The organism is Caballeronia sp. 11_S32 (assembly GCF_056930355.1).
The window spans coordinates 2,191,589-2,216,698 of the sequence record NZ_JBXOWH010000003.1; the positions used below are offsets into that span (position 1 = coordinate 2,191,589).

The following is a 25,110-nucleotide window of genomic DNA, read 5'->3' on the forward strand; positions in this document are numbered from 1 at the left end:
TTTGATGCACCACGTCATTGATGCCTATTTTGAATTCGAATAGCAACAAAAGCGGCGACGCGTATCAGACGGCCCTGGACACATATCAGCGCGGCGATTGGGCCGCGGCGATCGAGTATGTGGACCGTTACCTCGCCGCGCGTGGCGCAAACCCGCCGTTGAGCGATGCCCTGCTTCTGAAAGGCTTCGCCGCGTTGAATCTGAACCGGGACACCGAGGCAAGGTCGTGTTTCGAGCAAGCCACGCGGATTGCGCCGGACCCCGCGTCTTTTCGCGGTCTGGCCGTCGCGCTGACGAGGCAGGGCGAATTCGAACTCGCAGCCGCCCAGGCATGGTCAGGGCTCGCGCTGTCGGTCAAGGCGGGGGCGGCGTTGGAAACGTCGGGCCTGCTCAGTTGTCTGGGCGACGCGTTGCGAAACAGCCAGAAGTTCGACGAAGCGGCGCAAGCCTATCGCCACTTGCTCGACATCACGCCCAACAATCGCGCCGCGCATCTCAAACTTGGCTTCATCCTTCAGTTTCAGGATCGGCTGGACGAAGCAATCGGACATTACCGGCAGGCGGTCAGCATCGATCCGGGCTATCTCGATGCCCACTCCAACCTGGCTGGCGCGCTGCTCGCGACAGGCCGTCTCGAGGAAGCGTGGCCTCACTTCGAGCATCGCTGGGTGAGTCTGGTCGGGCCGGACGGCCAGCGCGCGCCCGCGCGCCCCGAACTGCCGATTCGCCGCTGGGAAGGCGACGGACATCGGCGCGGTGATCGCCTGCTAGTCGTGGCTGAGCAAGGCCTGGGCGATACTCTGCAATTCTGCCGCTATCTGCCGATGGTGCTGGGTCAGTTCGCCGAGGTGACCTTCGTTTGCCCAGAGCCGCTGCACCGGCTGCTCGCTCATTCGTTTTTCCCGCGCTGGCCCAATCTGCACCTGGCCGGCACTGTGCCGGCCGAGCCATGGAAGCTCGATTGGCACACGCCCCTGCTTTCCCTGCCGAAGATATTCGGAACCAGTCTGGCGACGATTCCGGCTTGCGTGCCCTATCTCGATGCCGAGCAACGCGCCGTCCGCGCATTCACCAAGCGGCTGGACCGGCTCGGCCCACCGTATTCTCCGCGCATCGGCATCGTATGGGCGGGCGGGCACGCCGGTCTCGGCGTCGATCAATGGCGAAGCCTCACGCCGGAACAGATCGACCCGCTGCTCGCCTGGCCTCACGCCCGCTGGGTGAGTCTGCAGAAACCCGAGAGCGACGCGAAGCGCCTCAAAGCCGGGCAGCAGGCGCGCGTCATCGACTGGATGGACGAGATGAAGGACTTCGCGGATACGGCCGCGCTCGTTGCATCGATGGATCTGGTCATTTCCGTGGATACCTCCGTCGCGCATCTCGCGGGTGCCATGGGTAAGCCCGTATGGCTGCTGAACCGCTTCGCCGGTTGCTGGCGCTGGATGCGCGGGCGCGACGACAGTCCGTGGTATCCGGGCATGCGCATCTTCACGCAGAAAGAGCGCGGCCACTGGAATGAGGTGCTGGACCGCGTTCTGGCGGAGCTGGAGCGCGAATGGCTCGGCGCGGACACGACCGCGCGAAGCGGTTGACGAGTTCGCGAGATTCGATTTGCCGTCGCCGATGCGCGAAAATACACGCGCCGCCCCACTCTATTCCGACCGTCCGAATGGCCAATCTCTTCACCCGTTTCCTCGGCGCGCATCGCCGCGGGCGCGCGCTGCGCAAATACGCGATCGACGACATGCTATGGCAACGCACGCTCGACGCGTATCCGTGCTTCGGCCATCTGGGCGCGGACGATCTCGCACGGCTGCGCGAAACCGCCAGCCTCTTCATCGCCCAGAAAGAATTCTCGACCGCGCACGATCTCGAACTGACCGACGCGATGATCGTTTCCATCGCCGCGCAAGCCTGCCTGCCGGTGCTCAATCTCGACCTCGACCTGTATCGCGGCTGGGTCGGCGTGATCGTCTATCCGGGCGAGTTCGTGATCCGGAAGACAGTCGAAGATGAAAACGGCGTCGTGCACGAGATCGAGCACGATGCGAGCGGCGAAGCGTGGGAAGGCGGTCCGGTCGTGCTCTCGTGGGAAGATACGCAGATGGCCGATGGCTCGGAAGCCTACAACGTCGTGATCCACGAATTCGCGCACAAGATCGACATGGTGAACGGCGAAGCGGACGGGCATCCTCCGCTCTTTCGCCGCTGGCACGCGCCGCTCGATTCCACCGCCTGGGCCGATATCTTCGACAACGCCTACGACCAGTTCTGCGCGCGCGTGGACGCCGTGCCAGAGCGCCGCTGGAGCCGCTTCGAGCGCGAATCGCTGATCGATCCTTATGCGGCGGACCATCCGTCGGAATTCTTCGCGGTGTGCAGCGAAGCGCTCTTCGTCACGCCGCAGGCATTCGAGTCCGAATATCCCGAGCTCTACCGGCTGCTCGCGCGCTACTACCGACAGGACCCGGCGGGCGCGGGCGCGCTCTCCTGATTTGTGTCCTGATTTGCGTCCTGATTCCTCTCCTGATTCTCGCCGGAAACCTCCAAAAAAGATGTCAACCGACTGATTTTCTGGCATAATCGCCGTTTTTCGACCCTAGGCAAGTGACTCGCGCGGCACTGTAGACAAGTGCAACGGGTTGGCTACCGCCAGATCCCAGGAAAGACCATGAAAGAAGGCATTCACCCGAATTACCGCGAAGTCCTGTTCGTCGACATGTCGAACGACTTCAAGTTCGTGACCCGCTCGACCATCCAGACGCGCGAAACCGCCGAATTCAACGGCAAGACCTACCCGCTCGCGAAGATCGAAGTGTCGTCGGAATCGCACCCGTTCTACACCGGTCAGCAAAAGATCATGGACACGGCGGGCCGCGTCGAGAAGTTCAACAACAAGTTCGCGCGCTTCTCCACGAAGAAGTAAGCCGGACTTTCGGGCTTCAAAGGAAAAAGGGCAGCTTTGGCTGCCCTTTTTTGTCGCTGATTGCTTTTTTGCGATATACGGCGGCCACCGGCACCGCATTTGCTCCATTCGGTAAGCGTCGTTGCGGCCCGTTACGGCAACGCCAATGATCCGCCCTTAACGCCGCCGCGCGTCTACAATGCCGGTTGCTCCGGCCCCGCTCCCGCCTCATGGCGCGAGACCAGCGGACCGTTTTCCATCAAGCCTGCTCGCATGCGATCTGTCGTTCGTCTGACTGCCTCCGCCACCAGCGCCCTGCCGCGCTGGCTGCTGCTCGCCATCTGCATCACCTACGCGTCGTTCGGCCTGTTCGGCCGCGATCCGTGGAAAAACGAGGATGCGGCGGGCTTCGGCGTCATGTGGACCATGGCCAACGGCGATGCGCGCGACTGGCTCCTGCCGAACCTCGTCGGCAAGGCGCCCACCGCCGATGGCCCGCTGATGTACTGGCTCGGCGCATCGGCGATCCGGCTGCTCAGCCCGTGGGTCGATGCGAGCAACGCGTCGCGCGTGGTCACCGGCCTGCTCTTCTGTCTCGCCTGCGCATTCGTCTGGTATTCGACCTATCTGCTCGGCCGGCGCGACGAAGCCCAGCCGTTCAAATACGCCTTCGGCGGCGAGCCCGAGCCGCGCGACTACGGCCGCACGCTTGCCGACGGCGCGCTGCTCATCCTGCTCGCGTGCTTCGGCCTCGCCGAGCGCGGCCACGAAACCACGCCGCAGCTCGCGCAGTTCGCCGGCACCGCGATGCTCATCTACGGACTCGTGCGCAGCCTCGACAAGCCGATTCACGGCGGCCTCGTGTGGGGCGCGGCGATCGGCGTGGTCGGGCTGTCGAGTTCGCCGGTGCTCGTATTCGCGCTGCTGCTCTGCACGCTCGCGATGACGATCATCGTGAAGCAGGTGCGCGCCGCGCCGCTCCTGATCTTCGGCCTGCCGGTCGCGATCCTGCTGATCGCCGCGTGGGTGCTGCCGACACTGCATTTCTATCCCGACGACGGCGAATGGTGGCTGCGCCAATGGTGGCGCAACAGCTTCTCGTTCTTCTCCGGCACGCCCGGCTCGATCTTCGGCTACGCGATCAAGAACCTGCCGCTCTTCACGTGGCCCGCGTGGCCGCTCGCGCTCTGGGCGTTCGTGAGCTGGGGCGGGCTGCGCCGCTCGCCGCACGTGGGCGTGCCGCTGTCGATCATCGGGCCGCTGCTCGTGCTGGTCGTCCTGCAGGCGCACGAGACCAACCGCCTCTTCATGCTGCTGCTGCCGCCGCTTTCCGTACTCGCGACTTTCGCGCTGCCCACGTTGAAGCGCGGCGCGATCAACGCGATCGACTGGTTCGCGATGCTGAGCTTCACCATCATCGGCTCGCTGGTATGGCTCGTGTGGAGCGCGGGCATGTTCGGCTTTCCCGCGCCGATGGCCCGCAATCTCGCGCGTCTCGCGCCGGGCTTCCATCCCGAGTTCAAGCTGATCTCGTTCGTGTGCGCGGTGGCCGTGACGGTCTGCTGGTTCCTGCTCGCGCGCTGGCGTCTCGCGCGGCATCCCAAGGTGCTGTGGCGCAGCGTCGTGTTGTCGAGCGCGGGCACCACGCTCATGTGGGTGCTGCTGATGACGCTGTGGCTGCCGGTCGTGAACTACAGCCGCACGTATCGCGATGTCGCCGAGCAGATCGCCGTGCATCTGCCGCCGGATTACACCTGCATCTCGCCCGTGCGTCTCGGCGATGCGCAGATCGCCACCTTCGCCTATTTCGGCGGCATGCACTTCGCGTTCGATGAAGACTGCGACGTGATCCTGCGTCAGGATCCGGCGGACTACGGCGAGCCGTCGTCGATGTCGGCGTACCAATGGAAGCTCGTGTGGGAAGGCCGGCGCGTTGCCGACCGCGACGAGCGCTTCCGCCTCTACGTGCGCATCGAGCGCCCCACGCCGCCGGCGAAGAAACCGCTGCGTCCGAAGAGCCTGCGCCGGGCGCAATGACGCGATGCGCGCGACGCCCACACCGACCAGCACGACCGGCATGCTGAGCGACGTGCGCAAGATCGCCGCGCTGGCGTGGCCGGTGCTGATCGGCCAGCTCGCGGTGATCGCGTTCGGCGTCATCGACACCGCGATGGTCGGCCGCTTCTCCGCCACCGATCTCGCGGCGCTCGGCCTCGGCGGCTCCGTCTATATCTCGGTGTATATCGGTCTGACGGGCATTCTCGTCGCGTTGCAGCCGATCGCCGGGCAGCTCTTCGGCGCGGGCCGCGAGAGCGAGATCGGCGAGGAGACGCGTCAGGCGTTGTGGCTCGCCGCGGCGCTCGCCGTCATCGGCTTCGTGCTGCTCTACTTTCCCGAGCCGCTGCTGTCGCTCGCGAGGACGCCGCCCGCGCTGCACGACCGCACCGTCGATTACCTGCGGATTCTGTCGTTCGGCCTGCCCGCGAGCCTCGCGTTTCGCGTCTACAGCTCGCTCACCAATGCGATCGGCAAGCCGCGGCTCGTGATGTTTCTGCAGATCGGCGGCCTGCTGCTCAAGTTTCCGCTCAATACCTGGTTCATCTTCGGGGGCTTTGGCGTGCCCGCGCTGGGCGGTCCGGGTTGCGCGCTCGCGAGCACGCTCATCAACTGGGTGCTCGCGAGCGTCGGCATGACGGTGCTTTTCAGGTTCGAGTTCTTCCGCCCGTTCGGGATCTTTTCGCACTTCTGCTGGCCGGTCTGGCGGCGTCAGGTCGCGCTGCTGCGTCTCGGCATTCCGATGGGCCTCTCGTATCTCATCGAAGTCACGTCGTACACGTTCATGGCGCTGTTCATCTCGCGCTTCGGGACGACCACGCTCGCCGGCCATCAGATCGCGGGCAACCTCGGCGCGGTGCTGTACATGACGCCGCTTTCCATCGGCATTGCGTCGTCGACGCTCGTGTCACAGGCGCTCGGCGCCGGACGCCACGACGACGCGCGCTCGATCTCGCGCCACGGCATCGGCATGGCGTGCGTGCTCGCGCTCGTCTACGGCGCGATCCTCGTCGCCGCGCGCCCGCACGTGATCGCCGCCTACACGCCCGATGCGAACGTCATCGCGGCCGCGATGCCGCTCGTGCTCATCATCTTCTTCTATCACTTCTGCGACGCGCTGCAGATCACCACCGCGTTCATCCTGCGCGCGTACAAGGTCACGCTCGTGCCGACCGTGATCTATGCCATCGCGCTGTGGGGCATCGGACTGGGCGGCGGCTATCTGCTCGGCTTCGACGTCGGCGGCGGCGTGCCCGAATGGCTGCAAGGCGCGCGCGGATTCTGGATCGCCAATTCCGCGAGTCTCGGCGTCGCGGGCGTCGGGCTTTTCATCTACTGGCGGCGCGTGAGCACGCGGCATCTGCCGACCGCCGGCGCGCGCTGAAGCGCTTGCATCCGATGCGATGGTTTGTCAAAAAAATCATCGGATTTCGCATCGTTGGAAAGAATGACGTAGGGCTCCAGTAAAATTCCGCGTCGAGTCGATCTCGGAGCGCTTGGATGAGCCGCGTTGCTACGTCACAAAAAAAATGGATCCTGGCTGCCACTACGCTGATCGCCGCGCTCGGGTTGAGCGCCGCGATCCATCGGGCCGATGCCGCGCGCATCGTGAGCGTGTCGCCGCAAGGCAAGGTCGCGCAGGTGCGCCAGGTCGTCGCCAAGTTCGACGAGCCGATGATCCCCTTCGGCAATGCCGCCGCCACGGCGCCCGGCAAGATCGCCTGTAGCGGCGCAAGCGCCCCGGCCACGGCCGGCTCGGGCCGCTGGATCGACGCCAAGACCTGGGCCTTCGACTTCGAGCACGATCTGCCGCCCGGCGTGCGCTGCGCGCTCGATCTCGCGGACAGCCTCAAGTCCCTCGCCGGCAATGCGCTCACCGGCCCGCGCCACTTCGCCTTCCAGACGGGCGGACCGTTCGTCACGCGCATCATGCCGGGCTATGGCGATATCGAAGAGAATCAGGTCTTCGTGTTGCGCCTGAACGGTCCGGCGACGCAAGCGTCCGTGCTTCAAAACGTCTGGTGCGAATCGAACGCGATCGGCAACCGCATCCCGGTGCGCGCCGTCGATGACGCGACGCGCGCCGCCTTGCTCAAACATTTCCGGCTGGAGAAGGAAAGCGACCGCGTGCTCACGCTCGCGTGCCAGCAAACATTGCCGTCCGCAACGAAGATGCAGCTCGTCTACGGCGCGGGCGTGACGGGGCCGGGCGGCATCGCCAACGATATCGAGAAGCGCTTCGACTTCACGGTGCGCGAGCCCTTCACGGCGAGCTTCTCTTGCGAGCGCGAGAACGCGAAAGCGCCGTGCACGCCGTTGCGCCCGCTGCGTTTGAACTTCAGCGCGCCGATCAGCCGCGCCGATGCGCAGAAGTTCGTGCTGCGCGGACCGAAGGGCAGCGCATCGCCCCATTTCGATGCGGGCGACAAGAACGCGGAAGTCGGCAATATCGAGTTCGCCGCGCCGCTGCCGGAGCGCGCCGACCTCACCCTCGACGCCCCCGCGAACCTGAAGGACGTGAGCGGGCGCGGCCTCGCCAATGCCGATCTCTTTCCGCTCAAGACCGCGACTGCGCCGATGCCGCCGCTCGCGAAGTTCTCGTCGGGCACGTTCGGCATCATCGAGCGATTCGCGGAACCCGGCATGCCCGCGATGCTGCCAGTCACGCTGCGCCACGTCGAAGCGGATCTGCATGTGCAAGGGCTGAATTCGGGCACGTCGCAGATCACGAAGCTCAAGCTCGATGCGGATACGGATATCCGCCAGTGGATGCGCAACGTCGACCAGTTCGACGGCATCTCGATGCCGCGCTCGGCCATTCAGGAGCGCATGCCCGCGATGCTGGGCAACGGCATCGCGCCGGTCATCATCCCCAACAGCGATGGCTCGGTCTCGAACGATCCGCAAATCGACATTCGCTCGCTCTCGATGCTCGCGAAACAACGCGGCGTCGAAACGCTCACCCTCCCCGCCGCCGATCCCAAAGCGCTGCGCCCGTTCGAGGTCGTCGGCATTCCGCTCGCGAAACCGGGCTTCTATGTCGTCGAACTGAGCTCGCCCGCGCTCGGCGCGTCGCTGCTCGGCAAGAATCAGGCGATGTACGTGCGCACGTCGGTGCTCGTCACCAATCTCGGCGTGCATCTGAAGCAGGGGCGCGAGAACAGCCTCGTGTGGGTCACGACGCTCGACAAGGGCAAGCCCGTCGCGAACGCGCAGGTGCGCGTGACCGATTGCAACGGCGACGAAATCGCCACTGCCAAAACGGATACGCAAGGTCTCGCGAAGATCGGCAAGCCGCTCGCCGCGGTCCGCGAATGCAACGAGCACAGTCTCGCGTGGGGCGGCTTCTTCGTATCGGCGCGCGTGGACGATCCGGTCACCGGCCCGGACATGGCGTTCGCGATGTCGGACTGGAATCGCGGCATCGAGTCGTGGCGCTTCAACGTCCCGACCGACATGAGCGCGACGCGCACGACGCGCGCGCATACGGTGTTCGACCGCACGTTGCTGCGCGCGGGCGAAACCGTGTCGATGAAGCATCTGATGCGCGTCGAGACACTGAACGGCTTCGCGTTCCCGCCGAATTATCCGAGCCGCGTGACGATTCGCCATGTCGGCAGCGGGCAGACCTGGCATCTGCCGCTCAAGTGGGCAGCCGATCACAGCGCGGATTCGACGTTCACCGTGCCCGTCGCGGCGAAGCTCGGCGAATACAGCGTGACGCTCGACAACGGCGCGGCTGCATCGAACGATCAGGAAAACAACGATGGCGACAACGACAACGCCGTCACGCAGTCGTATGAATCGGGGAGCTTTCGCGTCGAGGAATTCCGCCTGCCGGTGTTCAAAGGCTCGCTCACGGCGGCCGATGGCAAATCGCCTGCGAATTCGGCCGGACTGGTCGCGGCGCAGGAAGCAGCCGTGTCGGTGCGACTGGAATACGTGCAGGGCGGACCGGCATCGAATCTGCTTGTTCAGGTGTCGGCGCTCGTACGCGACGTATCGCCGCCCTTCGCTTCGCAGTACGAGGGTTTCAGCTTCGCGCCGTATCGCAAGCCGGCGAACGACGGCGCGAGCGCGCCCGCCGAAGACGAAAACAGCGAGGAGCAGGACAATGCCACGACGAAGCTCATCGCCGACAAGCTGCGCTTGACGCTCGATCGCGACGGCGCGGGCAAGGTCACGGTGAAGCCGCTGCCCGCGGTCGAATCGCCGAAGCGTCTCGCGCTCGAAGCCAGCTTCGCCGATCCGAACGGCGAGATTCAGACCATCAGCGGCGGCACGACGCTCTGGCCCGCTGCGGTGGCCGTGGGCGTGAAGGCGGGACATTGGGTATCGGTCGGCGGCGCGCTGCCGGTGCGGGCAATTGCGCTCGATTTGCAGGGCAAGCCGCGCGCGGGCGTATCGGTGGACATCAAGGCGGTCGCGCGCGTGCTGTCGAGCTCGCGCAAGCGCATGGTCGGCGGGTTCTATGCCTATGACAACCACACCGAAATCAAGGACCTCGGCACGCTTTGCAGCGGCAAGAGCGACGATCACGGCATGGTCTCGTGCGATGCCAATCTCAAAGAGCCGGGCAATGTCGATCTGATCGCGGTCGCGAAAGACGGCGACGGTCACGCGGCCAACGCGAGCACGTCCGTCTGGGTCACGCGGGAGGACGAACTGTGGTTCGGCGGCGAGAATACGGACCGCATCGACATCCTGCCCGAGAAAACCAGCTACGAACCGGGCGAGACCGCGCGCTTTCAGGTGCGCATGCCCTTCCGCTCGGCGACGGCGCTCGTCGCGGTCGAACGGGAAGGCATCGTCGAGACGCGGGTCGTCGAACTGAACGGCAAGGACCCGACCGTCGAGCTGAAGGTCGAGGACGCGTGGGGGCCGAACATCTATGTGTCGGTGCTCGCGTTGCGCGGGCGCATCCGCGAAGTGCCGTGGTACTCGTTCTTCACGTGGGGCTGGAAGGCGCCCGTCGAATGGGCGCGCGCGTTCTGGTACGAAGGCCGCCAGTATCAGGCGCCGACGCCGCTCGTCGATCTGTCGAAGCCCGCGTTCCGTTACGGGCTCGCGTCGATCAAGGTCGGCACGGCGTCGCACCGGCTCGCGGTGAGCGTGAGCCCGGACGCGAGGTCGTACACGGTGCGCGGCAAGGCGCACGTGAAGGTAAAAGTCGCGCTGCCCGGCGGCAAGCCCGCGCCCGCGGGCACGCAGATCGCGGTCGCGGCAGTCGATGAAGCGCTGCTCGAACTCATGCCCAATCGAAGCTGGGACGTGCTCGACGCGATGCTGGAGCAACGCGCGTATGGCGTCGAAACGGCGACCGCGCAGATGGAGATCGTCGGGCGGCGTCACTTCGGACGCAAGGCGGTGCCGGCGGGCGGCGGCGGCGGACACAGCGCGACGCGCGAGCTGTTCGACACGCTGCTGTTGTGGAACCCGCGCGTCACGCTCGATGCAAAGGGCGAAGCCAGCGTCGACGTGCCGCTCAACGACGCGCTCACGCGCTTTCGCATCGTCGCGGTCGCCGCGGTCGGCGCTGGGCAGTTCGGCACCGGCAGCGCATCGATCCAGAGCACGCAGGACTTGCAGCTGATCTCGGGATTGCCGCCGCTCGTGCGCGTCGGCGATGCGTTCCGCGCGCAGTTCACGCTGCGCAACACGACGGCGCGGACGATGCGCGTCGTCGTCACGCCGCGCGCCGGCACGCTCGCGCTCGATGCGCGCACGGTGGAACTCGCGCCGGAATCGTCGCGGGAAGTGGCGTGGGATGTCACGACGCCCGATGTGCTCGGCGCGGGCTCCTCCGCGAGTCTCGAATGGAACGTGAGCGCGTCCGAACAAGGCGCACCCAAGGCCAGCGATGCCGTGAAACTGACGCAAAAAGTCGTCGCGGCGATACCGGTGAACGTGCAGCAGGCGACGATCACGCAAGTCGACGGCACGCTCACGCTGCCCGTCGCGCCGCCCGCCGATGCGAGCACGTCGAGCGACGGCGCCGTGCGCGGCGGCATCGCGGTGTCCTTGCAGCCGAAGCTCGCCGACGGCCTGCCCGGCGTGCGCCGCTGGTTCGAGCGCTATCCGTACAGTTGCCTGGAGCAGCAGACATCGCGCGCGCTCGGCCTGATGGACGCGGCGCAATGGCAAGCCGTGCTCGCGAAGCTGCCGTCCTATCTCGACCGCGACGGCCTCGCGAACTACTTCCCGCCCGCCGACGACGCGCGCCCGACCGGCAGCCCCGCCCTCACCGCGTATCTGCTCGCCGTCACCGACGAAGCCGCGAAGCAGGACCGCCGCTTCGCCCTGCCCGACGATCTGCGTAACCAGATGGCCGCCGGTCTCGCGAATTTCATCGACGGGAAGATCGAGCGCAAGTTCTGGGCGCCGCGCAACGATCTCGACATCGGGAAGCTCGCGGCGATCGAAGCGTTGTCGCGCTTTGGTCTCGCGCAGCCGCGCATGCTCGGCTCGATCACGGTCGCGCCGGATCAGTGGCCGACATCGGCGGTGCTGGATTACTACGCGATCCTCTCGCGCGTCGACGGCATTCCGAATCGCGACGAGAACCGCGCGCAGGCCGAGCAGATCATCCGCGCGCGCCTCACGTATCAGGGCACGCGCCTCACCTTCTCGACCGAACGCGACGACGACCTCTGGTGGCTCATGACCGGCACCGAAACCAACGCCGCGCGCACCGCGCTGATCTTCGCCGATGCGCCCGGCTGGAAGGAGGAGATGCCGCGTCTCGTCGCGGGACTGCTCGCGTTGCAGAAGAACGGCGCGTGGCCGACGACGACCGCGAACCTGTGGGGCACGCTCGCGGTCGGCCGCTTCTCGCGGTTGTTCGAGAGCACGCCGGTCACCGGTCACACGGCGATTCAACTGGGAACGGCCACGCAATCCGTGAACTGGAGCGCAGCGCCTTCGGCCGCGCCCGCATCCGCCACGCCCGCGACGAAGACCGCGACGAAGACCGCGAACGCGCGCAGCGTGATGCTGCCGTGGACGAGCGGCTCGCTCACGCTGACGCAGGACGGCACTGGCAAGCCGTGGGCGACGATCGAAAGCCTCGCGGCCATCGCGCTGAAGGCGCCGTTCGCGGCGGGCTATCGCATCGCGAAGACGGTCACGCCTATCGATCCGGCCGTGCAAGGCGTGCTCTCGCGCGGCGATATCGTGCGCGTGCACCTCGACATCGACGCGCAAAGCGACATGACCTGGGTCGTCGTGAACGATCCGATTCCCGCGGGCGCGACGATCCTCGGCTCCGGGCTCGGCCGCGATTCCGAAGCGGCGGCCCTGGGCGAGAAGCGGGATCGCGACGCGTGGCCCGCGTTCGTCGAGCGCGGCTTCGAGGGGTATCGCGCGTATTACGGCTACCTGCCGAAGGGCAAGCTGCAAGTCGAATACACCATGCGGCTGAACAACCCCGGCACCTTCGGCCTGCCGCCGACGCGCGTCGAAGCGTTGTACGCGCCCTCGTCGTTCGGCGCGCTGCCGAATGCGCCGGTGGTCGTGAAGCCGCTCGCCGCGAAGTGACGCCATGAAGCGCCCCGGAGGAAGTCCGCTTGGGAGACGAGCCGCCTGTGTCGTCATCGCGTGCATGTTGCCGGCGACAGCCCACGCGTCGCCGAGCTTCGACGACGTGCGCGCGAATTGGCGCAGCTCCGACTGGGTGCTGCTTTCACGCGACGGCGAACCGCTTGCGCGCACGCGCATCGACAAGCGTGCGCGGCGCGGCGACTGGATCGCGCTCGCGGACGTGTCGCCGGCGTTGCGCGAGGCGATCGTCGTATCGGAGGACAAGCGCTTTTACGAGCACGCGGGCGTCGACTGGCGCGGCGCGGCCGCCGCCGCGTGGGGCAATCTGTGGAACACGCGCACGCGCGGCGCGTCCACGGTGACGATGCAGCTCACCGGCCTCATCGATGAGGATGACAAATCAACTGGACGCCGCTCGATCGGCGAAAAGGCGCAGCAGACAGTCGGCGCGCTGTGGCTCGAACGCAGCTGGCGCAAGGACCAGATTCTCGAGGCGTATCTGAATCTCGTGCCGTTTCGCGGCGAGATCGTCGGCTTGTCGGCGCTGTCGCAGACGCTCTTCGGCAAGGCGCCTTCCGGGCTCGACGAACGCGAAGCCGCGCTCGCCGCCGCGCTCGTGCGCGCGCCCAACGCGGCCTATCCGAAGGTCGCCGCGCGCGCCTGCGTCATCCTGCGCGACATGCAGACTTTGCATGGCATCGCGCGCGGCGTCGATCCTTGCGTCAATCTCGATAGCTACGTCCAGCTCACGCTGACCCGCACCGCATCCGCGCCCGCTCTCGCGCAGGGCGACGACGCGCTCGCGCCGCATCTCGCGCGGCGTATCGCGAGCGAAGTGCATCCGCAAGCCGGCGCGCGCGTGCGCTCGACGCTCGATGCACGTCTGCAGCGCTTCGCCCGCGACACCCTCGCGCGCACGCTCGCCGAACTGAACGCGCGCGCGCATCCGCGCAACGTGCACGACGCGGCCGCCATCGTGATCGACAACCGCTCGGGCGACGTGCTCGCGTGGGTCGGGTCGGCGGGCGGGCTGTCGAACGCGCCCGAGGTCGATGCGGTGCTCGCCGCGCGTCAGGCCGGCTCGACGCTCAAGCCCTTCCTCTACGCGCAGGCGATCGACGAGAAGCGCGTCACCGCCGCGACCCTGCTCGACGATGCGCCGCTCGATCTCGCGACCGGCGGCGGTCTCTATATCCCGCAGAACTACGATCACGACTTCAAGGGCTGGGTGAGCGTGCGCACGGCGCTCGGCTCGTCGCTGAACGTGCCGGCGGTGCGCACGCTCGTGATGGTCACGCCGCACCGGTTCGCGAAAACGCTCGTCGCGCTCGGTCTGCCGTTGTCGCAGGCGGGCGATTACTACGGCTTCAGCCTCGCGCTCGGCAGAGCCGACGTCACGCTGGCAACGCTCGCGAATGCGTATCGCGCGCTCGCGAACGGCGGCGTCGCGCGGCCCTTTTTCGATCTCGCGGAACATCGCGCGGCGCCAGCCGGCACGCGCGTGTTCAGCCCGGAGGCGAGCTTTATCGTCACCGACATCCTCGCGGACAACAACGCGCGCACGCGCACCTTCGGCTTCGACAGCGTGCTCGCGACGCGCGCCTTCAGCGCCGTGAAGACCGGCACCAGCAAGGACATGCGCGATAACTGGGCGGTCGGTTTCACGTCGCGCTACACCGTGGGCGTGTGGGTAGGCAATGCCGACGGCGCGCCGATGTGGGACGTTTCAGGCGTGACGGGCGCGGCGCCGGCGTGGAACGCGATCGTCAACTATCTGAACCGGCGCGCGGATAGCCGCCCTCCTCGAGCGCCCGCGGATGTGGTGACGACGCGCGTCACGTATCAGCACGACATCGAGCCGGCGCGCAGCGAATGGTTCGTGCGCGGCACGCAGATGAGCGCCATCGGTCTCACGTCCAGCGCGGCGCAGGCGGCGCGCGACGCGCAAGCCGACGCGCGGTCGGCACGCATCGCCACGCCGACCGACGGCACGATCTTCGCGCTCGATCCGGATATCCCGCCCGCGCGGCAGCGCGTCTGGTTCGAGCGCGCGACGAACGACGCGCGCCTCGCGTGGCGGCTCGACGGCAAGCCCTACGGCCACGACGCTCGCGCGGCGTGGCTGCCCTGGCCGGGCCGTCACGTGCTGGAACTCGTGGATACGCGCGGCGAAGTCGTCGATAAAGTCGGCTTCGAGGTGCGCGGCGCATTCGCGAAAACCGCCGCGCCGCCATCCAAATGATGCGTCTGAATTGCGCGGAAGTTTGCAGCGCGAAGCATTCTTCGGTATTTGTATGCGTGAACGCAGATAAAAAACCGCAACGTCATCCAATCGGCGTTTCGCAACGTTAAAGATTGTGCGGAAAGCGCGGTGCACGCGGTGGGGTCGTGCACAATGCGAGCCGTTATCGTTCGGGACGATCCATGCCTCGCGTTTTTTTGCCCTATGCTTAACGGCATCTTCCCAATTGGCCCGAACTTATCGATCCGTCATTTCTCTTTCAAAGCCTGGAGTGCCGTCATGCTGAAAAAGCTGCTGATGCTGTGCTTAGCGTTCATGATGTCGATCGGTGCGGCGTTCGCCGCGGTCGACGTCAATACCGCCGATCAAGCCGCGCTGGAATCCGTCAAGGGTCTGGGGCCGGTGAAGTCGAAGGCGATTATCGACGAGCGCACGAAGAACGGTCCGTACAAGGATGCCGACGATCTCGCGACCCGCGTCAAGGGTTTGGGCACGAAGTCGGTGGCGACCCTGGAGCAGAACGGCCTGACGATCGGCGGTTCTTCGCTGCCGCCGACTGGCAAGCCTTCGAAGCCCACGACGACGCAAGGCGGCAGCGCCGCGCCGAACTCGACCGTCAAGTCCTCGACGGCGGCCACCGCCGCGACCTCGCCCGCGGCCACGACGGCGCAGACCCCGGCCGCGACGCCTGCTGCGCCCGCCTCCGGCTCGAAGGCTTCGAAGAAGTCGAAGAAGGAAAGCGCGGCGGCAACGGCAGAAAGCGCATCGGGCCCGTCGGCGGCGAGCGATGCGAAGTCCGGCAAATCGAAGCACAGCAAGAAAGACAAGGCCGCCAGCGCCGCGGCCGCCAGCCAGTGATTCATCGGGGAACCTTGACGCAGGAAATTTGCCTTCGCGTATGACCATCGCTGAACGGCCGCTCGCGGCCGATGCCCGCGCCGCCACGTCCCGGTTTCGTCCGGATGCGGCGGCGCGAGCGAACCCACCCCACAACCTCTCGTAGTGAGACCGCCATGAGCCTACTCGATATCCTCGCCTCCACCCTCGGCAACTCGTCGCAACAAGGCGGCCAGCCTGCCCAGTCGGGGCAAGCCGCGCTGATCGCGGCTGCGCTCCAGTTCATCAACAGCCAGCCGGGCGGCATCATGGGCCTGATCCAGCGCTTCCAGCAGCACGGCGCGGGCGATGTCGTCCAGTCGTGGATCGGCACCGGTGAGAACAAGCCCATCAGCCCCGATACGCTCACGAACGTGCTCGGCCACGACAATGTCGGCGCGCTCGCCCAGAAGGCAGGCGTTTCGGGCGATCAGCTTTCGGGCATGCTGGCGGCGGTGCTGCCGCATATCGTCGATCGCGCGACGCCGAACGGCGAAGTGCCGGCCGAAGGTCAGCTCGATCTGACCGGTGTGCTCGGCTCGCTCGGCGGATTGGCCGGCCTGTTCGGCAAGAGTGAAGAGCCGAAGCAGGGTTGAGCGCGGATCGCGCAGCGTTCGGCTGATCGAAGAAAGCCCCGCAGGGTGTGCGCCCTGCGGGGCTTTTGCATTGCCGGGACGCTGGCCCGGGCGCAACAGGAAGCAAGAAAAAAGGGGCAGCGGTCTTTCCGCTGCCCCTTCGTCATTCGAATCTCGTCAGCGGACGCCGACGAGATTCGCTTTCCGCGTCAATGCACCACACGATCGAACACGAACTTCCCTTCCCGCACATCGACCGGGATCACGTCCTTCGGTCCGAAACGCCCGGCGAGAATCAGCTTGGCGACCGGATTCTCGATCTCCTGCTGAATCGCGCGCTTCAGCGGCCGCGCGCCGAACAGCGGATCGTAGCCAACCTTGCCGATCTGCTCGAGCGCCGCTTCCGCCACGTCGAGTTGCATGTCGAGCTTCGCGAGACGCTCCTGCAGACGCTGCAGTTGAATCTTCGCGATCGACTCGATATTCGTGCGATCGAGCGCGTGGAACACGACGACATCGTCGATACGGTTGAGGAATTCCGGCCGGAAGTGCAGCTTCACTTCCTCCCAGACGGCGTCCTTCACCCGCTCCTGCGGCTCGCCGACCATGCCCTGGATGACTTGCGAACCGAGGTTCGAGGTCATCACGATCACCGTGTTCTTGAAGTCGACGGTGCGGCCCTGGCCATCGGTCATGCGGCCGTCGTCGAGCACTTGCAGCAGCACGTTGAAGACGTCCGGATGCGCCTTCTCGATTTCATCGAGCAGGATCACGCTGTACGGCTTGCGACGCACGGCTTCGGTCAGATAGCCGCCTTCCTCGTAGCCGACGTATCCCGGCGGCGCGCCGATCAGACGCGCGACGCTGTGCTTCTCCATGAACTCGCTCATGTCGATGCGGATGAGATGATCTTCCGAATCGAACAGGAACGCCGCGAGCGCCTTGCACAGTTCCGTCTTGCCGACGCCCGTAGGCCCGAGGAACAGGAACGAGCCATACGGACGGTTCGGATCCGAAAGACCCGCGCGCGAACGGCGAATGGCGTCCGCCACCGCGCCGATCGCCTCGTCCTGGCCGATCACGCGCTCATGCAGCTTGCTCTCGATCTGCAGCAGCTTCTCGCGCTCGCCTTGCATCATCCGCGACACTGGAATGCCGGTGGAACGCGACACGACTTCCGCGATTTCCTCCGCGCCGACCTGCGTGCGCAGAAGACGCGGACGCGTCGGATTGTTCTGCTCCTGCGATTCGGCCTGCGTCACCTGCTTCAGACGCGCTTCGAGCTCGGGCAGCTTGCCGTACTGCAACTCGGCGACCTTTTCGAGCTTGCCTTCGCGCTGCAAACGCGTGATGTCCGCGCGCACCTTTTCGATTTCTTCCTTCAACTGCGCGCTGCCCTGCACCGCGGCCTTCTCGGCGGTCCAGATTTCCTCGAGGTCCGAGTATTCGCGGTTCAGCCGCTCGATTTCTTCTTCGATCAGTTGCAGACGCTTCTGCGATGCCTCGTCCTTCTCCTTCTTCACGGCCTCGCGCTCGATCTTCAGCTGAATGAGACGACGGTCCAGCTTGTCCATCTCTTCGGGCTTCGAATCGATTTCCATCTTGATGCGCGACGCGGCTTCGTCGATCAGATCGATGGCCTTGTCCGGCAGGAAACGGTCCGTGATGTAGCGATGCGACAGTTCCGCCGCCGCGACGATCGCCGGATCGGTGATCTCGACGCCGTGGTGCAGCTCGTACTTCTCCTGCAAGCCGCGCAGGATCGCAATGGTCGCTTCCACCGACGGTTCATCGACGAGCACTTTCTGGAAGCGACGCTCGAGCGCCGCATCCTTCTCGATGTACTTGCGGTACTCATCGAGCGTGGTCGCGCCGATGCAATGCAGCTCGCCGCGCGAAAGCGCCGGCTTCAGCATGTTGCCCGCGTCCATCGCGCCTTCGGCCTTGCCCGCGCCGACCATCGTGTGAATTTCGTCGATGAAGACGATGGTTTGCCCTTCGTCCTTCGCGATGTCATGAAGCACGGCCTTCAGGCGCTCTTCGAACTCGCCGCGATACTTCGCGCCCGCGAGCAGCGCGGCCATGTCGAGCGACAGCACGCGCTTGCCCTTGAGCGTTTCCGGCACTTCGCCGTTGACGATGCGCTGCGCCAGCCCCTCGACGATCGCCGTCTTGCCGACGCCCGGCTCGCCGATCAGCACGGGATTGTTCTTCGTGCGGCGCTGGAGGATCTGAATGGAACGGCGAATTTCGTCGTCGCGGCCGATCACCGGATCGAGCTTGCCCGCGCGGGCGCGCTCGGTCAGATCGACGGTGTATTTCTTGAGCGCCTCGCGCTGGCTTTCCGCGTCCTGGCTGTTCACCTGCGCGCCGCCGCGCACGGCGTTGATCGCCGCCTCGAGCGCCTTGCGCGTCAAGCCGTGCTGCTTCGCGATGCGGCCCGCTTCGCCGCGGTCATCGGCGACGGCAATGAGGAACATCTCGCTCGCGATGTAGGTGTCGTTGAGCTTTTGCGCTTCTTTATCGGCGGCATTGAGCAGACCGGCGAGCTCGCGGCTCACTTGAACATTGCCGTCCGTGCCCTGAACTTGCGGCAGGCGGTTGATCGCGTCGTTCAGCGCCGTCTGCAGCGCCTGAACCTGCACGCCCGCATGCGACAGCAGCGAGCGCGCGGAGCCGTCCTGCTGCGCGACGAGCGCCGCGAGCAGGTGAACCGGCTCGATGTACTGGTTGTCGTGTCCAACTGCCAGGCTTTGCGCGTCGGAGAGCGCTTCCTGGAATTTGGTGGTGAGTTTGTCGATTCTCATTTTCTGAAGCTCCAATTCTGAATACGACCAAAATGAGGCGCTTTCTGTCACTTTCAAGCGTTGTTAAGCTCGATAAGTGCGCAAATTTGCTCTTCGACAATGACGGGCGCGAGCGCCCCGGCTCAGGATGGACCTCCGGCGTTCAGCTTTCGTTCGACGGGTTCGTCAAGAAATCGGCCCGATGCGCTCAGGAAGGCGCACGGCTCGGCTCGAATGCACCCGGCGGAACCGGCGCAATGGGAATGATGCCCAGCAGCCGCGCGAGCTCGTTCGCCGGATGCGCGAGCTCGCCGACCGTGTGCTTGTCGAGTTCGGCGAGAAAGGCATCGCGCGCCGCCGCGAGCACGCCGCGCAGGCGGCAATGCGGCTGGATGACGCAGCGCTGCTGTGAGGCGGCATTCTCACCGGCGGGTTGATCCGCGAAGCAGCCGACGATCGCAAAATCGCTTTCCGTCTTGCGCACGATGTCGCCGATCGTGAGATCGTTCGAGCTCGCCGAAAGCCGCAGCCCGCCATTGCGGCCGCGCACGGTTTCGACCCAGCCGAGCTCGCCGAGCTGCTGCACGATCTTCATCAGATGGTTCTTCGAGATGCCGTAGGCATCCGAGATTTCCTGGATCGTCGAGAGACCGGACGGTCGAACGGAGAGATAGAGCAGAACGCGCAGCGCGTAATCGGTATAGTCGGTCAGTCGCATGGTGTCGCGCGAATGGGTTTAAGCGCCTCGGCACACCCTCGGCGCTTCGGCAGGCAGAGGAGAACACGAGAAAGGCCTTGAAAGGACGCGGCGTCGGGTCGCACCGATGGGCGAAAGTCCGCGCGGCGGCCAGGGAGATGACTTTCGCCCCGCCCCGCAAGGGCTAATATCCGCACGCGGGCAGCCGGAAATGAAACCGGCACGGCGCGTCGGGCAGCCGTCGCCCAAGGCAACGCCCACCCGAGTATCCGATATTTTGCTTCATATTGTTGCGTTTCGTCATCAAAATCGGCCAGCGGTCTGACCGCCGGCTTCTTGCACGACAGCTTTGCCATGAATCCAGACCATCAGCCCGCCGCGACCGAGCGGGACAGCGAACCCAACGAGACCAACGTGCGTGCGCTCGTCGAGGCCTTTTATCGCCGCGTCGATGACGATCCGCTCCTCGGTCCGATCTTTTCTCGCGCGCTCACGGGCCGCTGGGACGAGCATCTCGCGAAGATGACGACCTTCTGGTCGAGCCTCGTGCTCGGCTCGAAGCAATATCGCGGCAATGTGCAGGAGGCGCATCGGCCGTTCGACGATATCGAGCCGCGTCACTTCGCGCGCTGGCTGTCGCTGTTTCTGAACACCGTCGAGTCACGTTACGAGCCGGCCGCCGCCGTGCAGTTCATGGAGCCCGCGCTGCGCATCGCGCAGAGCCTGCAGCTCAGCAAGTTCGGCTGGGATTATCAGATTCCCGTCGAGCAGCAGGAATTGCTCGCGGCGCTCAAGCGCCAGCGCACGGGCGGCGCGCCCGAGCCGCGCTTTCCCGAGCGGCCGGACGCGGAGCCGTTTCCGGCGAAGTTCGTCGGCAAATCCGTAGACGGCAAGTAACCGCGCTCAGGTTTTCGAACCTTCCCAGCGCGCGAGCGCCGCATCGTCGGATTCGCGCGCATCAACCCAGCGCTCGCCCGCCTCGGTTTTCTCCTTCTTCCAGAACGGCGCCTGCGTCTTCAGATAGTCCATCACGAAGGCGCACGATTCGAACGCCTCCCCGCGATGCATCGCCGTCGTCGCGACGAGCACGATCTGATCGAGCGGCTTCAACTTGCCCACGCGATGCACGATCAGCACGTCCGAGCCGCGCCAGCGCTCGCGCGCCTGGTCGGCGATCGCTTCCAGCGACTTTTCCGTCATGCCGGGATAGTGCTCGAGCTCCATCGTCTCGACGGCGCTGCCTTCGTTCAGATCGCGCACCGTGCCGACGAAGCACGCGACCGCGCCCACTTTCGGATTGTCGGCGCGCAACGCGGCCACTTCGGCGCTGATGTCGAAATCGGCTTCCTGAACGCGAATTTTCGAACGCGTGGACATGTCAGCCGCCCGTGACCGGCGGGAAAAACGCGACCTCGCAACCCTCGGTGATGCGCTGCGACGGATTCGTCATCACGTGATTGCAGGCCATACGCAGCGCGCGGCCCTCGGCAAGCGTCTCCGCCCACGCGCCGCCGCGCATGCGCAGCCACGCGCGCACGTCGCCGACGTTGACCACCGTGTCCGGCACGCTGACCGTTTCGTTCGCGACGCCCAGCGCCTCGCGCACGCTCGCAAAAAATCTCAGTTCGACTTTCATGTCCAGCTCGTCCTTACCGCATCAGTTCTGAAAATGGGATGAAGCGCACGATCTCGCCCTCGCTGATCGCGTGATTCGGCGGATTGTCGATGAGGCCGTCGCCCCAGACGGTCGATGTCAGCACGGCCGAACTCTGGTTCTCGAAGAGATCGAGCCCGCCCGCCTCGTTCACGCGCGCGCGCAGGAATTCGTTGCGGCGGTCGCCTTTTTTCTGGCTGAAGTCCGCGCGCATCGAATAGACGCGCGGCGTGACGTTCTTCACGCCCGCGAGCCGCAGCAGGAACGGCCGCACGAACAGCAGGAACGTGCAGAAACTCGACACCGGATTGCCCGGCAAACCGATGAAAAACGCCTCGTCCGCCGAATCGCCGCGCCGCACCGCGCCGAACGCGAGCGGCTTGCCCGGTTTCATCGCGATCTGCCACATCGATATGCGCCCTTCCGCCTCCACCGCCGGCTTCACGTGATCCTCCTCGCCGACCGACACGCCGCCGCAGGTCAGGATGAGATCGTGGTCGGCCGCCGCGCGCCGCAGCGTCTCGCGCGTCGCGTCCAGCCGGTCCGGCACGATGCCGAGATCCGTGACCTCGCAGCCGAGCTTCGCGAGCAGCGCGCGCAGCGTGAAGCGGTTGGAGTTGTAGATCGCGCCGGGTTCGAGCGGCTCGCCTGGCATGCGCAATTCGTCGCCGGTGAAGAAGATCGCGACGCGCACCGGACGCACTACATCGAGCTCTGCGCAGCCGACCGATGCCGCGAGCCCGAGCGCCTGCGGCGTGAGGCGCGTGCCCGCCGGCAGGATGACCGAATCGCGCGTGATATCCGCGCCCTGCCGCGTGATCCATTCGCCCGGCGCGGGCGCCTGCGCGAACGCGACGCGTCCGTCGCCGGAAACTTGCGCCATTTCCTGCATCACCACCGCGTCCGCGCCCGGCGGTACCGTCGCGCCCGTGAAGATGCGCGCCGCCGTGCCTTGCGCGAGCGGTTTGGCCGCGTGACCGGCCGGAATGCGCTGCGACACCGGCAACGCGATGTTCGCGCCTTCGCCCGCGCCCGCGAGATCGGCGGTGCGGACCGCGTAGCCGTCCATCGAGCTGGTGTGCATCGGCGGGACATCGAGCGGCGAGGTCACGTCGGCGGCGAGCACGCGGTGCAGCGCGTCGAGGGTATCGACGCGCTCGCGGCCCTCCACCTGACGCGCGGCATCGAGCAGGCGGCTGAGCGCCTCGGCGGTGGCGAGCATAGGAGGACGGCTGGAAGCGGCGGGCGTGGATGACATGGAGTTCGCTTCGGGCACGCGACGCGCCCTGTTCTTGGCAATGGAGACTGCAATCCGGTCAACTATTGTAACGAGAAGGCGGGCGTCGCACGCTTTGCCGCGAGGAAGCCGTCCATGCGAGAAAACCGATACGTGCGCCGCGCCGAAGCGCCTCAAAGCCGCCGCAGGGCGGTGATACACTCGCACCACACTTCCCACGTCCATTTCCATGAAATTCTGTTCCGTCTGCGGCCACGAGGTCGGCCTGGCCATTCCGCCCGGCGACAATCGCGAGCGCTTCGTCTGCAACAACTGCGGCACCGTTCACTATCAGAATCCGCGTAACGTCGTGGGCACCGTGCCGGTGTGGGACGACAAGGTGCTGCTGTGCCGCCGCGCGATCGAGCCGCGCTACGGCTACTGGACGCTGCCCGCGGGCTTCATGGAAATGCAGGAGACGACGAGCGAAGGCGCCGCGCGCGAAACGCTCGAGGAAGCCGGCGCGCGCGTGGAAATCCAGAGCCTTTTCACGCTGCTCAACGTGCCGCACGTGCATCAGGTGCATCTCTTCTATCTCGCGCGGCTGCTCGACATCGAAGTCGATCCCGGCGAGGAAAGCCTGGAAGTGAAGCTCTTCGACGAAAGCGAGATTCCGTGGGACGAGATCGCCTTTCCGACGGTCGGCCAGACCTTGCGCTTTTTCTTCGCCGACCGCGCCGCGGGCAACTTCACGCTGCATACGGGCGACATCTTCCGCACGCTGCGCGACGGCTGATCGCACGACCCGACGCGGTCTCAAGTTCCAAGCACGAAACCTGCTTTCCCGAGAACATGGTTCCCTGGCTCGCCGACGAAGATCCCTTCCCGCCCGTCGAGCGCGCGCTCGGCGCATCGAGCGGCGCGCCGGGCCTGCTCGCCGCTAGCGCGGATCTCCTGCCTTCACGTCTCATCGACGCTTACGGACGCGGCATCTTCCCCTGGTATTCGGACGGCCAGCCCGTGCTCTGGTGGAGCCCCGATCCGCGCATGGTGCTCTATCCGGCCGAGTTCAAGGTATCCGATTCGCTGCGCAAGACCCTGAAGCGCGTGGTGCGCGAATCCGTCTGGGAAATCCGCGTCGACCACGACTTTCCTGCCGTGATGCGCGCCTGCGCCGAGACGCCGCGCGACGGCCAGCGCGGCACGTGGATCACGTCGGACATCGTGGATGCTTACACGACGCTGCATCGCGCGGGCAACGCCCACAGCGTCGAAACGTGGCACGACGGCGTGCGCGTGGGCGGGCTGTACGGCGTATCGTTCGGGCGCATGTTCTTCGGCGAATCGATGTTCGCGCACCGTACCGATGCATCGAAAATCGCGCTCGCGGCGCTCGTCGGACACTTGCGCCGCAACAAAATAGAGATGATAGACTGCCAGCAGAACACGTCGCATCTGGCGTCGCTGGGCGGCCGCGAGATTGCCCGCCGCGCGTTCGTCACGCATCTCAGACGGGCTACGGCGCAACCCGCGATCGGCTGGCGCTTCGATAAATCCGTCCTTCTCGACGTGCTGGCACGCTGATCGCTCACATAGCGTCACGCCTTTTAGCGACAAACGAATGCAGCCGCCAGGCGCGCGCCCGAATCACGCGCGCGGGCCGCCAACGACGAGACGACGCCTGCGAGAGCCGCCAACGTGACACACCCGAACGAGCTGCCGCTGTCACCGCTTTCCGCGCTGCAATTCTATGCAACAGCGCCCTATCCTTGCAGCTATCTGGAAGGGCGCGTCGCACGCTCGCAAGTCGCCACGCCGAGCCATCTGATCAACTCCGACGTCTACACCGAACTCGTGAAAGCCGGCTTCCGGCGCTCGGGCGTGTTCACGTATCGCCCGTATTGCGATGGCTGCCGCGCCTGCGTGCCGGTGCGCGTGCCGGTCGCGCGCTTCGTGCCGAACCGCGCGCAGCGCCGCGTGTGGAAGCAGCACGGCGATCTGGTGGCGAGCGTCGCGCCGCTGCATTACGACGAAGAGCATTACGCGCTCTACATGCGCTATCAGTCGGCGCGGCACGCGGGCGGCGGCATGGACCGCGACAGCCGCGACCAGTACGAGCAGTTCCTGCTGCAAAGCCGGATCAACTCGCGCCTCGTCGAGTTCCGCGAGCCCGGGGACCCCGCGCATCCCGACGAACCGGGCGAGCTGCGCATGATCAGCATGATCGACATTTTGGGCGACGGGCTTTCATCGGTGTACACGTTCTTCGAGCCGGACATGCCGAAGACGAGCTACGGCACCTTCAACATCCTCTGGCAGATCGAGCAGGCAAAGAGCCTCGACCTGCCGCACGTCTATCTCGGCTACTGGATCCGCGAAAGCGAAAAGATGGCGTACAAGGCCAATTTCCGGCCGCTGGAAGGCCTGATCGACGGCCGCTGGACGCTGCTCGACCCGGTGAACACGCAATCCGCCGGCACGCTGCCGATGCCCGGGCGCATCCACTCGCCGGACCAGCCGAAATAACCCGTGGCGCGGCCCGGACCGGCACCGCGGACAAAGCCG

General features: G+C 65.9%; 18 protein-coding genes. 13 read left to right on the forward strand and 5 right to left on the reverse strand.

Annotation, left to right across the window (positions count from 1 at the left end):
- Positions 1–20 precede the first annotated feature (20 nt).
- The 9 genes from AC1Z32_RS21870 to AC1Z32_RS21910 all read left to right on the forward strand — a co-directional run bounded on the left by AC1Z32_RS21870 (position 21) and on the right by AC1Z32_RS21910 (position 16,213).
- Positions 21–1,592, forward strand: coding sequence for a tetratricopeptide repeat protein (locus tag AC1Z32_RS21870; RefSeq protein WP_483480537.1), 1,572 nt, complete (start codon positions 21–23; stop codon positions 1,590–1,592).
- A gap of 77 nt (positions 1,593–1,669) precedes the next feature.
- On the forward strand, positions 1,670–2,494 hold the full coding sequence (locus tag AC1Z32_RS21875; RefSeq protein ID WP_483480538.1) for a M90 family metallopeptidase: 825 nt from the start codon (positions 1,670–1,672) through the stop codon (positions 2,492–2,494).
- A gap of 177 nt (positions 2,495–2,671) precedes the next feature.
- Complete coding sequence (locus tag AC1Z32_RS21880; protein ID WP_062605561.1) at positions 2,672–2,926, forward strand: type B 50S ribosomal protein L31; 255 nt, start codon at positions 2,672–2,674, stop codon at positions 2,924–2,926.
- A 252-nt stretch (positions 2,927–3,178) separates the two neighbouring features.
- Entirely contained in the window at positions 3,179–4,942 is a 1,764-nt protein-coding gene (locus AC1Z32_RS21885) for an ArnT family glycosyltransferase (RefSeq protein ID WP_483480539.1), read from the forward strand.
- A 40-nt stretch (positions 4,943–4,982) separates the two neighbouring features.
- Positions 4,983–6,344, forward strand: coding sequence for an MATE family efflux transporter (locus AC1Z32_RS21890; RefSeq protein ID WP_483481713.1), 1,362 nt, complete (start codon positions 4,983–4,985; stop codon positions 6,342–6,344).
- Between the two features lie 116 nt (positions 6,345–6,460).
- Positions 6,461–12,496, forward strand: coding sequence for an alpha-2-macroglobulin family protein (locus tag AC1Z32_RS21895; protein ID WP_483480540.1), 6,036 nt, complete (start codon positions 6,461–6,463; stop codon positions 12,494–12,496).
- Positions 12,497–12,500: 4 nt separating this feature from the next.
- A complete protein-coding gene (pbpC, locus tag AC1Z32_RS21900; protein WP_483480541.1) occupies positions 12,501–14,741 on the forward strand; it encodes a penicillin-binding protein 1C in 2,241 nt (746 codons plus the stop codon).
- 279 nt (positions 14,742–15,020) lie between these two features.
- A complete protein-coding gene (locus AC1Z32_RS21905) occupies positions 15,021–15,599 on the forward strand; it encodes a ComEA family DNA-binding protein (RefSeq protein ID WP_483480542.1) in 579 nt (192 codons plus the stop codon).
- A 155-nt stretch (positions 15,600–15,754) separates the two neighbouring features.
- Positions 15,755–16,213 (forward strand): YidB family protein, encoded by a 459-nt coding sequence (locus AC1Z32_RS21910; RefSeq protein WP_483480543.1) that lies wholly within the window; start codon positions 15,755–15,757, stop codon positions 16,211–16,213.
- 188 nt (positions 16,214–16,401) lie between these two features.
- Here the strand turns inward: AC1Z32_RS21910 and clpB are convergent, their stop codons facing one another.
- Together clpB and AC1Z32_RS21920 are read right to left on the reverse strand one after the other, a co-directional pair.
- Complete coding sequence (gene clpB / locus AC1Z32_RS21915) at positions 16,402–18,999, reverse strand: ATP-dependent chaperone ClpB (protein WP_483480544.1); 2,598 nt, start codon at positions 18,997–18,999, stop codon at positions 16,402–16,404.
- Between the two features lie 187 nt (positions 19,000–19,186).
- The gene (locus AC1Z32_RS21920) at positions 19,187–19,696 is read right to left on the reverse strand and encodes an Rrf2 family transcriptional regulator (protein ID WP_483480545.1); all 510 of its coding nucleotides are present in this window, start codon (positions 19,694–19,696) and stop codon (positions 19,187–19,189) included.
- A gap of 333 nt (positions 19,697–20,029) precedes the next feature.
- Between AC1Z32_RS21920 and AC1Z32_RS21925 the strand changes: the two genes are divergently transcribed.
- Positions 20,030–20,572 (forward strand): group III truncated hemoglobin, encoded by a 543-nt coding sequence (locus AC1Z32_RS21925; protein WP_483480546.1) that lies wholly within the window; start codon positions 20,030–20,032, stop codon positions 20,570–20,572.
- A 6-nt stretch (positions 20,573–20,578) separates the two neighbouring features.
- Here the strand turns inward: AC1Z32_RS21925 and moaE are convergent, their stop codons facing one another.
- The 3 genes from moaE to AC1Z32_RS21940 are packed head-to-tail and all read right to left on the reverse strand — an operon-like array spanning position 20,579 to position 22,551.
- Positions 20,579–21,052: a molybdopterin synthase catalytic subunit MoaE gene (moaE, locus tag AC1Z32_RS21930; protein WP_483480547.1), complete on the reverse strand. Its 474-nt coding sequence runs from the start codon at positions 21,050–21,052 to the stop codon at positions 20,579–20,581.
- Position 21,053: 1 nt separating this feature from the next.
- On the reverse strand, positions 21,054–21,311 hold the full coding sequence (gene moaD / locus AC1Z32_RS21935; RefSeq protein ID WP_062605582.1) for a molybdopterin converting factor subunit 1: 258 nt from the start codon (positions 21,309–21,311) through the stop codon (positions 21,054–21,056).
- A 13-nt stretch (positions 21,312–21,324) separates the two neighbouring features.
- On the reverse strand, positions 21,325–22,551 hold the full coding sequence (locus tag AC1Z32_RS21940) for a molybdopterin molybdotransferase MoeA (protein WP_483481714.1): 1,227 nt from the start codon (positions 22,549–22,551) through the stop codon (positions 21,325–21,327).
- A gap of 244 nt (positions 22,552–22,795) precedes the next feature.
- On the opposite strand from AC1Z32_RS21940, the gene AC1Z32_RS21945 reads away from it, so the two are divergent.
- The 3 genes from AC1Z32_RS21945 (at position 22,796) to AC1Z32_RS21955 (ending at position 25,071) form a co-directional block, all read left to right on the forward strand.
- Positions 22,796–23,341 (forward strand): NUDIX hydrolase, encoded by a 546-nt coding sequence (locus AC1Z32_RS21945; RefSeq protein WP_062605586.1) that lies wholly within the window; start codon positions 22,796–22,798, stop codon positions 23,339–23,341.
- Between the two features lie 56 nt (positions 23,342–23,397).
- Positions 23,398–24,129 (forward strand): leucyl/phenylalanyl-tRNA--protein transferase, encoded by a 732-nt coding sequence (gene aat, locus AC1Z32_RS21950; RefSeq protein ID WP_483480548.1) that lies wholly within the window; start codon positions 23,398–23,400, stop codon positions 24,127–24,129.
- 114 nt (positions 24,130–24,243) lie between these two features.
- On the forward strand, positions 24,244–25,071 hold the full coding sequence (locus AC1Z32_RS21955) for an arginyltransferase (RefSeq protein WP_062605590.1): 828 nt from the start codon (positions 24,244–24,246) through the stop codon (positions 25,069–25,071).
- Positions 25,072–25,110 lie beyond the last annotated feature (39 nt).